Origin of the sequence: Rhizobium sp. WYJ-E13, assembly GCF_018987265.1 — a bacterium.
Classification (GTDB): domain Bacteria; phylum Pseudomonadota; class Alphaproteobacteria; order Rhizobiales; family Rhizobiaceae; genus Rhizobium.
In genome coordinates this window covers 2,712,801-2,726,981 of sequence record NZ_CP076853.1, presented here as the reverse complement: position 1 = coordinate 2,726,981, position 14,181 = coordinate 2,712,801, and the positions used below count along the sequence as shown (strand labels likewise).

At 60.6% G+C, this 14,181-nt stretch carries 13 protein-coding genes and 1 pseudogene; 5 read left to right on the top strand and 9 right to left on the bottom strand.

Translation table 11 applies throughout. The annotated features are described in order from the left end of the window. Positions 1 to 204: 204 nt before the first annotated feature. Both KQ933_RS13775 and KQ933_RS13770 read right to left on the bottom strand, forming a co-directional pair. Entirely contained in the window at positions 205 to 957 is a 753-nt protein-coding gene (locus KQ933_RS13775; RefSeq protein WP_216755403.1) for a DUF2076 domain-containing protein, read from the bottom strand. A gap of 115 nt (positions 958 to 1,072) precedes the next feature. Next, positions 1,073 to 1,783: a hypothetical protein gene (locus KQ933_RS13770; RefSeq protein WP_216755402.1), complete on the bottom strand. Its 711-nt coding sequence runs from the start codon at positions 1,781 to 1,783 to the stop codon at positions 1,073 to 1,075. A gap of 157 nt (positions 1,784 to 1,940) precedes the next feature. On the opposite strand from KQ933_RS13770, the gene KQ933_RS13765 reads away from it, so the two are divergent. The 3 genes from KQ933_RS13765 (at position 1,941) to leuA (ending at position 5,963) form a co-directional block, all read left to right on the top strand. Next, positions 1,941 to 2,528, top strand: coding sequence for an ATP-dependent Clp protease proteolytic subunit (locus tag KQ933_RS13765; RefSeq protein ID WP_216755401.1), 588 nt, complete (start codon positions 1,941 to 1,943; stop codon positions 2,526 to 2,528). A gap of 160 nt (positions 2,529 to 2,688) precedes the next feature. Then, positions 2,689 to 3,903 (top strand): benzoate/H(+) symporter BenE family transporter, encoded by a 1,215-nt coding sequence (locus KQ933_RS13760; protein WP_216755400.1) that lies wholly within the window; start codon positions 2,689 to 2,691, stop codon positions 3,901 to 3,903. A gap of 326 nt (positions 3,904 to 4,229) precedes the next feature. Then, on the top strand, positions 4,230 to 5,963 hold the full coding sequence (gene leuA / locus KQ933_RS13755) for a 2-isopropylmalate synthase (protein WP_253958239.1): 1,734 nt from the start codon (positions 4,230 to 4,232) through the stop codon (positions 5,961 to 5,963). A gap of 99 nt (positions 5,964 to 6,062) precedes the next feature. Here the strand turns inward: leuA and KQ933_RS13750 are convergent, their stop codons facing one another. The 4 genes from KQ933_RS13750 to KQ933_RS13735 form a co-directional block, all read right to left on the bottom strand. Beyond that, positions 6,063 to 6,899, bottom strand: coding sequence for an anti-sigma factor (locus tag KQ933_RS13750; RefSeq protein WP_216755399.1), 837 nt, complete (start codon positions 6,897 to 6,899; stop codon positions 6,063 to 6,065). A 5-nt stretch (positions 6,900 to 6,904) separates the two neighbouring features. After that, complete coding sequence (locus KQ933_RS13745) at positions 6,905 to 7,417, bottom strand: RNA polymerase sigma factor (protein ID WP_216755398.1); 513 nt, start codon at positions 7,415 to 7,417, stop codon at positions 6,905 to 6,907. 218 nt (positions 7,418 to 7,635) lie between these two features. After that, the gene (locus KQ933_RS13740) at positions 7,636 to 8,196 is read right to left on the bottom strand and encodes a hypothetical protein (protein WP_216755397.1); all 561 of its coding nucleotides are present in this window, start codon (positions 8,194 to 8,196) and stop codon (positions 7,636 to 7,638) included. 159 nt (positions 8,197 to 8,355) lie between these two features. Continuing rightward, positions 8,356 to 9,264, bottom strand: coding sequence for a metallophosphoesterase (locus tag KQ933_RS13735; protein ID WP_216755396.1), 909 nt, complete (start codon positions 9,262 to 9,264; stop codon positions 8,356 to 8,358). A 68-nt stretch (positions 9,265 to 9,332) separates the two neighbouring features. Here KQ933_RS13735 and KQ933_RS13730 point away from each other — a divergent pair, with 68 nt between their 5' ends. Beyond that, positions 9,333 to 9,812 (top strand): NUDIX domain-containing protein, encoded by a 480-nt coding sequence (locus KQ933_RS13730; RefSeq protein ID WP_216755395.1) that lies wholly within the window; start codon positions 9,333 to 9,335, stop codon positions 9,810 to 9,812. 3 nt (positions 9,813 to 9,815) lie between these two features. Here the strand turns inward: KQ933_RS13730 and KQ933_RS13725 are convergent, their stop codons facing one another. After that, positions 9,816 to 10,805 carry a glutathione S-transferase family protein gene (locus tag KQ933_RS13725; protein WP_216755394.1) on the bottom strand — a complete coding sequence of 330 codons (990 nt, stop codon included), beginning with the start codon at positions 10,803 to 10,805 and terminating at the stop codon, positions 9,816 to 9,818. 211 nt (positions 10,806 to 11,016) lie between these two features. On the opposite strand from KQ933_RS13725, the pseudogene KQ933_RS13720 reads away from it, so the two are divergent. Further along, positions 11,017 to 11,587 (top strand): annotated as a pseudogene (locus KQ933_RS13720) (GNAT family N-acetyltransferase). Between the two features lie 101 nt (positions 11,588 to 11,688). Here the strand turns inward: KQ933_RS13720 and KQ933_RS13715 are convergent. Beyond that, a complete protein-coding gene (locus KQ933_RS13715) occupies positions 11,689 to 12,105 on the bottom strand; it encodes an N-acetyltransferase (RefSeq protein WP_216755392.1) in 417 nt (138 codons plus the stop codon). 2 nt (positions 12,106 to 12,107) lie between these two features. Next, positions 12,108 to 14,180, bottom strand: a complete 2,073-nt coding sequence (locus KQ933_RS13710; protein ID WP_216755391.1) for a hypothetical protein — start codon at positions 14,178 to 14,180, stop codon at positions 12,108 to 12,110. Position 14,181: the final 1 nt, after the last annotated feature.

Here is a 14,181-nt window from a genome sequence, read left to right as displayed (position 1 = left end):
CGCGTTGGGTGAACCGCGGTCTGGCGCAGCCCGACCAATCGATAGTTCTTCCTTCAACGCAATTCCGGACGAAAAACCGCCAGGCACTTTTTCTGGAATTGCTTTGAATCGATTGCAGCGGCGAACGCCCTGAGCCTAAAGCGAAGTGCCGGGCAACAGTTCGGCAATTTAAAACTTACTGCCGCCCATCCAGCGCATCAGATCTCAAACATCCGTCGTGTCATTGCCGGAATCGTCGGAAAAGTCGTCGTCATTGTCGTCGTAATCCGCCTGCTGGATATTGTCGTTATCGTCGGCTCGGTTATCGTCAGCTTGGCTGTTGTCGCCGTAGTAATTGTTGATGACAGTTTCCTCGACAGGGCTGCTGGTATTGCCAAAGGGATTGGCGCCGCCAAAAGGCGAGCCCCAGCCAAGCGACGACATGTGGTTGCCGAAGATGCCGGAAAGCGAATTGGCAAGCAGCATGCCGCCGGCGACACCGGCTGCCGTGCCGAGCGCGCCGCGCAGGAAGCTGCCGCCGGCAGAGGGCGCATTGGCTTGCTGGGTCCAGGGACCGGTAGGCTGTTGCGGCATCTGGCGGGCGTTGTCATAGCCGCGCGGCTGTTCATAGCTATCTCTCGGCGCGCCACCCCATGGGCCGGGAGCGGGCGCCGGCTGTTGTGTCTGCGTGCTGCCGAAGATGGAGCTCAGGAAACCACCCTGTTCAGCCTGGCGGTGATCACCGGCGCCGGCTTCGAACTGCCGGACACGCTCTTCGAGCTCCTTGATATGGTTGGATGCTGCCTCCAGACCCTTTTCCTGAACGATGACGGCCTGTGCCAGATAATAGGTGGCAGAGGGTTGCACACGGGTCGCTTCCGATATCAGCGCTTCGGCTTCCGGATCGCGCGGCGTGGCGGCTGCGGTACGGACGCGATCGAAGAGGGCGATCAGCAATTGGCGTTCTTCCGGTGACATGTCCTGTCTCCTTTAAAGTTCTGCGGCTTTAGCGTTCGGCGGGAGGGCCGCGTTAAGCTGAGTTAGGAAGCGATTGGGGCATTTCAAAGCCTTGGCGGCTTACATTTCAGTAAGCTCAGGCCTCCTTCAGCCAGATGCGTAGAGGCCCCAGAAGTTCGAAGCCCGTGCGCAGCGCCTCGTCCAGGTCGTCGCCGTGTTCGTAGCCGACAAGCGGTTCTCCCGGATAGAGCCTGGCGGCCTGCGCGATCAGCCCGCGGCGGATGGCTTCACCGTGCCGGTCCTCGGCAAACAGGTTGGAATGGCCGACGACGCCGGCATGGTGATTGAGGATCCCGCCGCCGACCGGTTGGCCGTGCTCGAAACCAAGCAGGAAAGTGATTTCAGGATCATGCAGCAGTGGCTCGGTAAAGATCGTCTGCGTTATCGGCCCGTTCGCCTTGCCCCATTCCGCCTGCCATCGCGCAAGATCGGCGGCGCTTTCCATGCGCTGCCATGTGAATGGGGATGGTGCCGGGATTGGCGTGCGCATACCGATCCATTCGGCTTCGAACAGGATCGTGAAGCCGAGTGGTGCGAGATCGACAGCCGCGTAGCTGTCCTTGACCGCCCAGTCGCGCTTCTCGCTATTGACCAGCGTGGCGATCGCCTCCGCCGTTTCGTCGTCCGTCTCTGTCAGCGTTATGGCATCGGGATAGAAGGGCGGCGTGCCGCGGCGGTGGAACCAGAGTGTTGACGTGAACTCGCCGGGCGAGCCCTGCGCCTTGCAGACGGCGTCGCACCAGTATGCGTTGTTGCGTACGGCTGCGCGCAGTAGGGAGGAGGTCATTTTGCGTTTCTCCCGGTCTTTTCAGAGGATGCGATGATATCGTCCGTTTGTCATAAGAATATCTTCACCGCTTCCTGCTTCCTCTTTTTCCCGCATTGTTTTACGCATTGAGTCGCACTATGTGCGAGGAACCGCATTGGACGTGAGAGAGGTTCGAATGAACGAAGAAGAAGAACAGGACGAAAAGACGAAGGAACTGCCGCTCGGCAAGGAAACGGAGGCGAACCTTTTCAAGTCGCGTTCGATCTTCATCTACGGGCCGATTACGCAGGAACTGGCGCAGAAGGTCTGCACCCAGCTCGTCGCGCTCGCTGCCGCCAATGACGAAGACATCCGTATCTACGTGAATTCGCCCGGCGGTCATGTCGAATCCGGCGATTCCATTCATGACATGATCAAGTTCATCAAGCCGAAGGTCTGGATGATCGGCACGGGCTGGGTCGCCTCTGCCGGTGCGCTCATCTATGCCGCGGCTCCGAAAGAACGCCGCATCTGCCTGCCGAATACCCGCTTCCTGCTGCACCAGCCGTCCGGCGGCACCCGCGGCATGGCTTCGGACATCGAGATCCAGGCACGCGAGATCATCAAGATGAACGAGCGACTGATCAAGATCTTCTCGAAAGCCACCGGTCAGACGGAAGAAAAGATCGCCAAGGATATCGACCGCGATTACTGGCTCTCGGCCGAGGACGCCGTTGCCTATGGTCTCGTCGCTCGCGTCGTGACCTCGCAGAGCGAAATCTGATCTTTCGCTGATCTCTTTTTGAACTTACGCTCCGTCTGCCAGCCGCAGGCGGGGCGTTTCCATATCCGCCGAGTTAGCGAGATGTAATCTCGGGGATTGCCGCTCAGGCGAACATTTCCGGCGGCAATCCGGCTTGCGTGCAATTCTCTTATGCTGCTCCATGCGCAATCTTCGCAGCCGGAGTCGCGCTATGTTCAAAGATTTTTCCGTCCAGAGCCTGTTCATGGGTCTGTTGACGGCGTTCGTCGGGTTTACCAGCTCCTTTGCTGTGGTGCTGCACGGATTGCAGGCGGTTGGGGCGACCGATGCGCAGGCCGCTTCGGGGCTGATGGCGCTGTCGATTTCCATGGGACTTTGCGCCGTCATGCTCAGTGCCGTCACGCGCCTGCCGGTCAGCATTGCCTGGTCGACCCCTGGTGCGGCGCTGCTGGCGAGCATCGGCACGATTGACGGCGGTTTCGATACGGCTATCGGAGCCTTTATTCTCTGCGGTGTGCTGATCGTCGTTGCCGGGCTGTTCAAGCCGCTCGGGCGGGCTGTCGCCGCCATTCCCGCGCCGCTTGCCAATGCCATGCTCTCGGGTGTTTTGCTCGGTCTCTGCTTTGCCCCGGTGAAGGCGATCGCCTTCAATCCACTGCTTGGATTGCCGATCATTCTGACCTGGATCGTGGTCGGCGCCTTCAAGCGCCTTTGGGCGGTACCGGCAGCGCTGGTGGCCTTCGTGATGGTGCTGGCCTTCGGTGTCGATATTCCGGAGGGCGCGCTGGCTTCACTCGAACAGTCGCTGGTGCCTGTCATCGACATCGTCCATCCGGTTTTCAATCTTGCGGGCTTCGTGTCCATTGCCCTGCCGCTCTTCATCGTGACGATGGCGTCGCAGAACATTCCCGGCATCGCCGTACTGAAGGTCAATCACTATGATCCGAAGCCGGGACCGCTCTTTGCCGTCACTGGCGTCTTCTCGCTTCTGGCGGCGCCCTTCGGCGGGCATGCGATCAATCTGGCGGCGATCACGGCGGCGATGTGCGCCGGGCAGGATGCGCATGCCGATCCTTCGCGGCGCTATTGGGCAGCGCTGATTTCGGGTATCGGTTACGTCATTCTCGGCCTGCTTGCGGGCGCCGTGACGGCCTTTGTCGCATTGGCGCCGCCGATCCTGATCGAGGCCGTGGCGGGTCTCGCACTTGTCGGCGCCTTCTCCGGATCTGCCATGGCGGCCTTTCAGGCGCCGGATACGCGTGAGGCTGCGGCGATCACTTTCCTCGTCACGGCGTCGGGCGTTTCCTTCGGCGGCATTTCCGGCGCCTTCTGGGGGCTGGTTGCCGGCGGACTGATGCTTGCGCTGTCTCGAATTGTGCGGATGACGAAAAAATAGGTGAGGGGTTGCCGGAATTTCCGCCGAAGGTTATAAGCGCGGTCATGAAGAGCACAAGCGCACGGATTTCCGAGACGATTGCACGCAGCCGCACGGCATTGCGTGACAATACGCGCGCCCTGACCTCGCTTCTTCTCCTCGGCCTTACGCGCGGTTGCCGGGTCCTTTGAGGAGCGCCCGGCGGCCGAAAGCCCGCCCGGCCATCGCTCCTCGCGACTCACTCTCAAAATTGACCAAACGACCGATCAAAGGTCCGCATTTGCAGTCGCCAAGCCAGATATGATCGGCTAAGACGCGGGCAAATGCCGGGACGAGGAGACAAGACAATGGACACGAACACCAGCCGATCCTCCGCAAGCGCTGCTTCCACCAAGGGCATGCCCGACGCCGCCGTGAAATACCGGGCTTATCCGCAGGTAAACATTCCCGACCGCACCTGGCCGACCAAGACCATCACCAAGGCGCCGATCTGGTGCTCCGTCGACCTGCGCGACGGCAATCAGGCGCTCGTCGATCCGATGGGACATGACCGGAAGGCCCGCATGTTCCAGTTGCTGCTCGAAATGGGTTTCAAGGAAATCGAGATCGGTTTCCCATCGGCCTCGCAGACCGATTTCGATTTTGCCCGCTGGTGCATCGAAGAGGGCAATGTACCCGACGATGTGTCGCTGCAGGTGCTGGTGCAGTGCCGGCCTGAGCTGATCACGCGCACCTTCGACGCGCTTCAAGGCGCAAACCGGCCGATCGTGCACTTCTATAATTCCACCAGCGAATTGCAGCGCCGCGTGGTGTTCGCCAAGGATGTGCAAGGCATCAAGCAGATTGCCGTCGATGCCGCTAGGATGATCACCGACATGGCAGCCAAGGCTGGCGGTGGTTATCGTTTCGAATATTCGCCCGAAAGCTTTACCGGCACCGAGCTCGACGTGGCGTTGGAAATCTGCAACGCCGTCATCGACGTGGTGAAGCCGACGCCTGACAACAAGCTCATCATCAATCTGCCCTCGACCGTCGAAATGGCAACGCCGAACGTCTATGCCGACCAGATCGAATGGATGTGCCGCAATCTCGATAACAGAGAAAACCTGATCATCTCGCTGCATCCGCATAATGACCGCGGCACCGGCATTGCTGCTGCCGAGCTGGCATTGCTGGCAGGCGCTGACCGCGTCGAAGGCACGCTCTTCGGCAATGGCGAGCGCACCGGCAATGTCGATGTCGTCACCATGGCGCTCAACATGTTCACGCAGGGCGTCGATCCGGAAATCGATTGCTCTGATATCGAGCGCATCAAGGAAGTGTTCGAATATTCGAACCAGATGGCGATCGCCGAGCGTCATCCCTATGTCGGCGAACTGGTCTACACGGCCTTTTCCGGCTCGCATCAGGATGCGATCAACAAGGGCATGAAGGCTGCTCAGGTCGCCAACCATCCTGTCTGGGAAGTGCCTTATCTGCCGATCGACCCGCGTGACGTCGGCCGCTCCTACGAGGCGATCATCCGCATCAATTCGCAGTCCGGAAAGGGCGGCATCGCTTATATCCTGCAGCAGGATTACGGGCTCAACCTGCCGCGCAACCTGCAGGTCGAATTCCGCGAAGACATCCAGCGCATCACCGACGAAGAAGGCAAGGAGCTTCCCTCCAAGCGCATCCACGACCGCTTCATCGAGCGCTACGTGACGCAGCCGGGTGGGCGTCTGAAGTTCGTCGACCACCACACCTATCCCGATACAGAGCACAAGGGACAGCGGATCGTCGCGGCCGAGATCACCGACAATGGCGAGATCAAGCGTATCGAAGGCCGTGGTAACGGCCCGATCGATGGCTTCATCAATGCGTTATCGCACTATCTCGGCATCGAGATGTCGGTCGAGGATTATTCGGAACATTCGCTGCAGCACGGCTCGAATGCCGCCGCCATCTCCTATGTCGAGACGTCCTATCCGGGCGGCAAGCTCTTCGGCGCAGGTATCAACACCAATATCGTCGCCGCATCGCTCGAAGCAATCGTGTCCGCGGCTAACCGCGTCCTCGACGTGAAGGCCGGCAAGGCCTGAGCATTCTGATCAGGCCGCGACTGCCTCGGGGTGACGCGGCCTGACGATGCAATCGGCCCGCTCATTGAGCTCGCCTTGCGCTTGCGTATCTCGTCAGATTCAGATTTCGGCAGCGATTTCCATGGCAAGCTGGCCGAGCGTGGCTTCGGCGGAGGGGCCGGCCAGCACATAGGAGGTGCCGGCATTGTGCCAGGTCACGAGGCCGATCTCGTCGCGGATCGTTTCCTTGAAGTCTTCCGTTTCCGGCGGCTGTGCATCCTTGCGGAAGCAGATCGAGATGATGTCGCCATCGGTGTTGGAATAGACGAGCTGGCCGACGGGGCGGCTGTCGCCGAGGATCACGCGTGCGCCCTGGAAGGTCCAGGATCCGGCCGAGAGATCCGGCACACGGAACGGTACGCCGATTGCGGTCGTCAGCCAGGATGAGATTTCCTCGGACTGCGAGGCCGGCACTTCGACGAGGTGGCGCGGCTGGCGCACGAGAAGCCGCTGGAAGGCGGTGACGTCGCCCAACCAGTCATTCGTATTGATCTGGGGCGCCGCAACTCTTGTGGCGTCATCCGTATCCGGGGCATTGCCGATGAAATAACCGATGCTACCGCCGACGACGAAAAGAATGAGAGCTACGGCAAGCGCCTGGCGACCGCTGGGCGCGAGCTTGAGCTGAAAGCGGGCATTGCGTTGCGCGATCGGCGTCTTCGGCGGTTGCGTGCTTTTGATGGAGCGGACAAGCGACAACGGGACCGGTTCCTTCAGCATGTCGTCCAGTTTACGGCGGCCGAAATCGACGCCGTGGCGTAGCTTGTCGTAGATCTTGCGGGCGTTTTCGTCGATTGCGAGCCGGTTTTCCAGGTCCAGCTTTTGTTCCGGTGTGGTTTCGCCGTCGAGGAGGGCGGCAAGCTGGGCTTCAAGCGGCTGTTTTTTGAAATCGAGCAAATCAGTCAGTACCTGTGGACGGGCGGATTATGACCGGACAATGCGGCGAAATGGAGTCGTGCCGTCGCAAGCTGACCCGCAATGCTGCCGATTGTGATGCCCATGATTTCGGCTGCCTGCTGATAGCTGTGCCCTTCCACGTCGATCAGCACGAAGATGCTGGCCACGCCCTCAGGCATCTCCGCCAGCATACGGTGCAGGGCATCGGTATCGACGAGCGTTGCGCGATCGCGAATGGCGTCGCGGATGTCAGTCACATTACCCCGTGCAGTCGGTCGCGGCTTGCGCTTGCGGCTGTCTTCCGCCCATTGCTGGCGGGCCAGCGTATAGATCCAGCTTTCCAGCCGGCCTTCGCCGTTCCACTGATGCCCTTTGGAAATTGCGCGCAGACAGACCGCCTGGACCAGTTCATCGGCCGCAGCCGTCTCTCCCGCGAGCGTGATGGCAAAGCGGCGGAGGCGGGGCAGGAGGCCGACGAGATCACGCCGGATATCGGTGGTGGTGGCGGGTTGGCGCATTGTCTTTCCAAGAAGCATTCACATCGGCCGGCATTCAACTGGCTTTGCATTCGGGCCGGCTTCGCGTACGGGCCTTGCCCGGCGGGCGTGAAGCCGTCGTATCTACCCCTGCCATGCAGGCGGCTTTATGAAACAAGTCGCCTGTATTTCGCAAGCGCGGGGGTGAATTCATCCATCCCTTTCCAAGGGAGTTCGTACCATAGCCCGCAGAGCTTGCCTCAATATGTCCTGTAGCCGTTCAGGCTCTGGAGAAGAGCGCGATAGGCCCAGGTATTTTCGCCGCCTCGATCACGGATCTCCACGAGCTGCACGCGGGCGCCCTGGAGGTCGCCCTGTTCGGCAAGCGCCATGCCCATGTAGGAGCGGGCGAGGATGTAATTCTCGTCCTGCTGCAGCGCCTTCCTGTAGTAGGACATGCCGAGCTCCATGCGGCCGGCCTTGCGGTTGGCGTAGCCAAGATAGTTCAGGATGCGCGGATCGTTCTGGTTCTGCGCGAGGTTCAGCACCGTGATAGCGTTCTCGTACTGGCCGGCATAGGCGAATTCGCGGGCAAACGTGAAGAGTTCGTCATCGTTGAAGCTCTGCTTCTTCGGATCGACGCATTCCTTCTTCTTGGCATCCCAGACCTTGCCCTTGGTGCAGGTCTTGGTCGTTTGGGTCTTCTGCGGCGGTGAGGTATCATCGTTCCCGCCACCGACCGCAAAGGCGGATGTGGCAAGACCGATAGCAAAGACGGAAACAAGCGAAAGTCTGCACAGGCGATGAAGAGAAGCAGTCATCGGGCGTACTCCGTTTTGAAGCGCTGCGGTTGTTGAATTGTACGCCGACGCTTAAAAATACCAAGAGCCCCGGCGGCCTTTATTGCCTATGTTGCGACATTGGCGACCGATCTTCACAGGTTGATTCAACAGCTGCCGGAGCCGATTCCGCAATCGTCTTTAAAGTGCGAAAATATCTGCACTTTCCGGCATCATGCCGTCGGCCGTATCGTTTATGCTGAAGCGCTCGCCCTTCACCTCCCAGGCGCCCGGGGAGCCGGAAATGGAGAAGAGATTATAGGCGGCGCGGGGCTTGATGCCGCCCGGTCCCTGCGAGGCCGAAGCTATGCCGACGACAGGCACCGGGCCTGTCTGCCCGCGCAGCCAGTAAAGCGTGTTGAGATGGGTATGGCCGTGCAGCACGAGCTCTGCGCCGCCGGTGGAAACGACGGCCGCGAAACGGCGGATGCCGATCATGCGCTTGTAGAAGGAGGTCGCGCCGCGGATCGGCGGATGGTGGATCATGACGACACGGAACAGACCGGCTTCACCGGCAGCGCGCAGCATGTTGACCGTATCTCGCGCCTGGCGCGCGCCGAAGAAGCCGGAGGCCGCGAATGGCGGAGTCGCAACAGCAGTCGAGCAGCCGACGATTGCGACCTTGTCGCGGACGCGAAGGTAGGGAAAGATGTGCCGGTCTGCCTCCCATTCCGGCGGGGCAAGGTCGCCGCGCACATAATCATACCAGGCGCGCATCGACTTCTCGTAGGCGCCCGGAACATAGGCATCGTGGTTACCAGGGACGACCGATGTTGCGGCGGGATCGCCGAGTTCGCGCAGCCAAGCTGCCGCGCTCCTGATCTCGATGCCGCTTGCGAGGTTGACGAGGTCGCCGGTCACGGCCAGATGGTCGGCCTCGTGGGAGCGGATATCGTCCAGCAGCAGATCGAGCGTGCTGCCGAAAAGATGCTTGCGCCGGTTGCGGTGCCAGTTCACAAAGCCCGTAATACGTTTTGAGAAAAGTTCGTGAATGGAAAGGCGGGGCAGAGGTCCGAGATGGACGTCGGAGATATGCGCGAGCTTGAACATGCAACGACACATAGACCAGCTTATTTACAATTCAAACACATCCCCGCGATGAGAGTATGAAAGAACCCATGGCAGACAAACAAACATGGCCCCTTCACATGAAAGTGTTGGTGCGATTGCTGCACGTCTATTTTTCCGTCGCGCGCGGCATGACGATGGGGGTGCGTGCAGCCTGTTTCGACGAGCAGGGACGCCTGTTTCTCGTTCGTCACGGCTATACGGGCGGATGGCATATGCCAGGCGGCGGGCTGGAGCGAAACGAGACGGCGGAAGAGGCGCTCATCAAGGAATTGCGGGAGGAAGGTAACCTCAGGATTGTCGGCAAGCCGCAGCTTTTCCACGTCTATTTCAACACCAACATCACCCGGCGCGATCATCTGGTCTTCTACCGCGCCACCGTGGAACAGACAGCGCCGCGGCCGCCGGACTGGGAAATTGCCGAGAGCGGCTTCTTCGAGATCGACGATCTGCCCGAGGAGACGACCGAAGCGACGCTGCGAAGGCTTGCCGAGCTCCGCGGCGAGGCGGAGCCGGCGCATTACTGGTGAGGCTCAGGCTGCGGCTGCGAACTTGTCGCGGCCATGCGGCCGGTCGAGATCGAGGGCTGGGCCTGATGGCACGATGCCGGTCGGATTGATCGTCTTGTGACTGCGGTAATAGTGCTCCTTGATGTGGCGCAGATTGACCGTGTCTGCCACGTCAGGCGTCTGATAGAGGTCGCGCAGGTAGGTTCGCAGGTTCCGGTAGTCCTCGATGCGGCGGATGTTGCACTTGAAGTGGCCAACATAAACCGGGTCGAAACGCACCAGCGTCGTGAAGAGGCGCCAGTCGGCTTCGGTCTGGCGGTCGCCGAAAAGATAACGTCCCTTGCCGAGGCGCTCATCGAGCTTATCAAGTGTTTCGAAGAGTTTGACGACATTCTCTTCGTAGGCGGCCTGCGTGGTCGCAAAGCCCGCCTTGTAGACGCCGTTGTTGACGGTGTCGTAGACGATGTCGTTCAACGCATCGATATCCGCCCGCAGGTCTTCCGGATAATAATCCGCCGTCGATCCAGTCAGGTGATTGAAGGCGCTGTTGAACATGCGGATGATTTCAGCCGACTCGTTGTTGACGACCGTCCCATTCTTGATGTCCCAGAGCACCGGCACGGTGACGCGGCCGGAATAATGCGGATCGGCCTTCACATAAACTTCCCAGAGAGCCTTCGAGCCGAAGAGCTGGTCGCCGGTAGCGCCATTGCCGACCTTGAACTCCCAGCCGTTTTCCACCATCAACGGATCGACGACCGAAACGGAAATCAGGTCTTCGAGCTTCTTTAGTTTGCGGAAGATCAGTGTGCGGTGCGCCCATGGGCAGGCGAGGGAGACATAAAGGTGATAGCGGCCGGCCTCGGCCTTGAAGCCGCCTTTGCCACTGGGGCCGGCTTCTCCATCGGCCGTGATCCAGTTACGGAACTGCGAGGGCTGACGCTTGAAATGGCCCTTCGTTTCCTTCGTGTCGTACCAGACGTCATGCCAGACGCCGTCCACAAGCATGCCCATGTTGTTTACCTCGAAAATTGATTGTTACGGTACAGATATCGCAGCACGCGGCCTTTTGCAGGCGGGCAAAGATTGAACACTGCGTCTCAGTCGCCTTGTTCTAGGCCGAATTTTTGCAATGGACGCCGGAAATTTTTCCTGCTATCCGCCTTCCTCACAAATTTCTGGAATTCTGCTTGATGTCTATTCTCAGAGGCCTGCGACGACGCTGATGCTCCCGAACGCCTACGGCGTGTTCGCGAACCCATATCTGCGTCCATACGGTCTCTGTTTCCATGCTCATGTACAAGCACGATCTCGTCTACCTCACCGAGGATGCGTCTCACGACGCCGCTATCGAACTCATCAACGAAGAAGCATTCGGCCCCGGTCGGCACACGCGCGCTGCTGCCCGCATCCGCGAGCAGGGGCCGCATGACCTGTCGCTCTCCTTCGTCTGCGCCGATGACGGCGAGACGATCGCTTCGGTGCGGATGACGCCGGTTCTGGCGGGAACTGTAAAGGGCCATCTTCTGGGGCCGCTCGCTGTGCGGCCCTCGCACAAGAGCAAGGGTATCGGCCGGGAATTGGTGCGCATCGCGGTCGAGGCTGCCAAGCGCAAGGGTTCGGAAGCCGTCATCCTTGTGGGCGATCCGCCCTATTACGGTCCGCTCGGCTTCGAGAAGGTCGCCTACGGTGCGCTGACTTTTCCGGGGCCAGTCGATCCGGGCCGTGTGCTGGTCGTCCCGATTGCCGAAGACACGCATGCGCGGCTGAAGGGCACGATTGCGTGGCGGCGATAGAGCATTTCCGTTCTTCTTCGAAACACGGAAACACTCTATCTCTTTGTTTTTACGCAATTCCGGACGCAAAACCGCTGTGCACTTGGCTGGAATTGCTCTCGTCAGAGCAACTTCTTCAGAAACGTCCGCGTCCGACCCTCCGGAAAATCCGGTAGTTCACCGAAAACCTCGTAGCCCTGGCGCTGGTAGGCGCTGAGCGCATGCGGGTTGAAGGTATCGATCCAGGCGCCGCGGCAACCGCGAGCGGCGGCTTCCTCTTCCGCCCTGGCGAGAATCTTGCCGGCCAGGCCGCTGCCGCGTAGCGTGTCGGGAATGTAGAGCATCTGCACGAAGAGCCAGTCCCAGGCCGTGTAACCGGACAGGCCGCCCGAGATTTTTCCATCGGTGTCACGGATCAGAACGGCGAGCGGCTGGCGTTCGGACGGGCCGACATCCTCGGTATTGAAGGCCGTCAGGCCATCGGTGATGACTGCAAGCTCTTCCGGAGAAGGGCAGGCGGTGAGCTCGAATTCCGGCATGGCTAGCGCCCCTCGCGCCACCACATGGCGCCGAAGGCCAGAAGCAGAATTCCAACACCCGCAAAACCGGCAAAGAGCGGCAGGGTATTGATGCCCTTCAGCACGGTCTCGTTGGTCATACGGATCTGCATGCGGTCATTGTCAGTCACGCGCACCTGGCCGCGCACCGGCAAGATCGGCGGGACATTGATGGCACCGACATTGTTGACGACACGGGTCACGAGGCCGCGGCTCTTGTCGGTGATCGGCTTTAGCGCTGCAGTCGTCGAGATCATTGCCTTGAATTCAGGTGCATCGACGGCGCCGACATGGGCGAGCGTCGTCAGATCGCCGTTGCGGATTTCGAAGAGGCCGATCTCGTCCATGCGCTTTTCGGCCTTGTAGAGGCCGGGCTCGGTCTGCGTCAGCGGCAGGTTTTCAGTTTTGCCGGAGGGGTAGCGCACGATTGCGTCGCCCGGCGCATCGCCGATCGTCTGGCGAGTGATCTCAAGTGTGCGGCCGGAGGTGCGCGCCGTCAGTGCCTCTTCCTCCAGTGCCGGTTCCTTCATCAGCCAGTGGGCGATGCGGCGGTAGAGAGAAACATGCGGTCCACCGCCCTCGAAGCCGCGCGCCCAGAGCCAGCCCTGGTCGGAGAGCAGCATGGCAACACGGCCCTGGCCGGCACGGTTCAGAACGAGCAGAGGATGATTGTCGGCGCCGACCATGACGGTCTGGCCCTGCGGTCTGTCGACATCGACGCTGCGGAACCAGCGACCCCAATGCGGAGGCTCGTCGGCAGAACCATCAAGCCCGCGGGTGACGGGATGCTTGCGGCCCTGTTCGGAAAGACGGGGATAGAAGGCCCGTTCGATCATCCGTCCGGTGGGCTCTGCCGGCAGCACGGAAGCGAGCGGCGTCATGGCAATTGATTCCGGGCTCGCATGTTCCGGGCCGGCAGCAATCAGCAACGCGCCGCCATTCTCCACATATTGGGCGATATTGTCATAATAGAGCATCGGCAGCACATTGGCGCGATCCTGATAGCGGTCGAAGATGATCAGGTCGAAATCCTTGATCTTGTCGACAAAGAGTTCGCGGGTCGGGAAAGCGATCAGCGACAGCTCGTTGATCGGCGTGCCGTCCTGTTTTTCCGGCGGTCGCAGAATAGTGAAATGCACGAGGTCGACGGAGGCATCCGATTTCAAGAGATTGCGCCAGGCGCGCTCACCCGCATGCGGCTCGCCGGAGACGAGGAGAACGCGCAAGTTCTGACGGATGCCGTCGATGATATGGACCGCGCGGTTATTGGCGTCCGTCACTTCGCCGGGGATGCCGGCCACGGAAAATTCCAGGACATTCGCGCCGCCGCGCGTCACCCTGAAGGAGAAGGGCGTATCCTGGCCGGGCGTCGCCTGTAGTGTGGCAATCTCGTCGCCATTTAGACGCACCGTCACAGTTGCCACGCCGCCGGGGCTCGGGCCATCGTCAAAGACACGTAGCACAAGCTGCTGCTCCTCGTTGACGATGCCGAAGCGAGGTGCCTTGATGACTTCGATGCGGCGATCAAATTCGTTCGGCTTGCCGGTAATCAGGCCATGGATCGGCGCGTCGAAGCCGAGCGCCTGATTGACGCCAGGCACGTCATGTACCTCGCCATCCGTCAGCATGATCGCACCGCCGACGCGCGAGGGCGGTACATCGGCGATCGAAGCCGACAGCGCCTCGAAGAGGCGCGTGGAGGGCATGTCGGAGTTGCGATCCTCATTCACGTCGACGAAACGGGGCTCGATCTGCGGAAAGCGGGCGAGCTGCGTCTTCAGCGACGCAAGCGCATCATCCGTCATCGTCACGCGATCGGCCGTCTGCTGGCTCTGGCTGCGGTCGACGATGACGGGCACGATGGTTGAAAGCGGGTCGCGGTCTTCCTGCAACAGCACCGGATTGGCAAGTGCTGCAAGCAGGGCAAGTGCCGCAAGCGTGCGGATCCAAGCGCCGCGAATGCCGCGCCAGATCGCAAAAGCGGCGATCAGCAGTACGATGGCGGTCAATACCGCCAGAAGGGGCCAGGGCAGGAAGGGCGAATAATCGAGCGTCATG

What these genes read in the sequence shown, in the direction of transcription:
- KQ933_RS13710 (WP_216755391.1), bottom strand. Translation starts at nt 14,180, where the DNA reads ATGACGCTCGATTATTCGCCCTTCCTGCCCTGGCCCCTTCTGGCGGTA.
- KQ933_RS13745 (WP_216755398.1), bottom strand. Translation starts at nt 7,417, where the DNA reads ATGCGCCAACCCGCCACCACCACCGATATCCGGCGTGATCTCGTCGGC.
- leuA (WP_253958239.1), top strand. Translation starts at nt 4,230, where the DNA reads ATGGACACGAACACCAGCCGATCCTCCGCAAGCGCTGCTTCCACCAAG.
- KQ933_RS13740 (WP_216755397.1), bottom strand. Translation starts at nt 8,196, where the DNA reads ATGACTGCTTCTCTTCATCGCCTGTGCAGACTTTCGCTTGTTTCCGTC.
- KQ933_RS13765 (WP_216755401.1), top strand. Translation starts at nt 1,941, where the DNA reads ATGAACGAAGAAGAAGAACAGGACGAAAAGACGAAGGAACTGCCGCTC.
- KQ933_RS13775 (WP_216755403.1), bottom strand. Translation starts at nt 957, where the DNA reads ATGTCACCGGAAGAACGCCAATTGCTGATCGCCCTCTTCGATCGCGTC.
- KQ933_RS13715 (WP_216755392.1), bottom strand. Translation starts at nt 12,105, where the DNA reads ATGCCGGAATTCGAGCTCACCGCCTGCCCTTCTCCGGAAGAGCTTGCA.
- KQ933_RS13760 (WP_216755400.1), top strand. Translation starts at nt 2,689, where the DNA reads ATGCGCAATCTTCGCAGCCGGAGTCGCGCTATGTTCAAAGATTTTTCC.
- KQ933_RS13730 (WP_216755395.1), top strand. Translation starts at nt 9,333, where the DNA reads ATGGCAGACAAACAAACATGGCCCCTTCACATGAAAGTGTTGGTGCGA.
- KQ933_RS13735 (WP_216755396.1), bottom strand. Translation starts at nt 9,264, where the DNA reads ATGTTCAAGCTCGCGCATATCTCCGACGTCCATCTCGGACCTCTGCCC.
- KQ933_RS13770 (WP_216755402.1), bottom strand. Translation starts at nt 1,783, where the DNA reads ATGACCTCCTCCCTACTGCGCGCAGCCGTACGCAACAACGCATACTGG.
- KQ933_RS13725 (WP_216755394.1), bottom strand. Translation starts at nt 10,805, where the DNA reads ATGGGCATGCTTGTGGACGGCGTCTGGCATGACGTCTGGTACGACACG.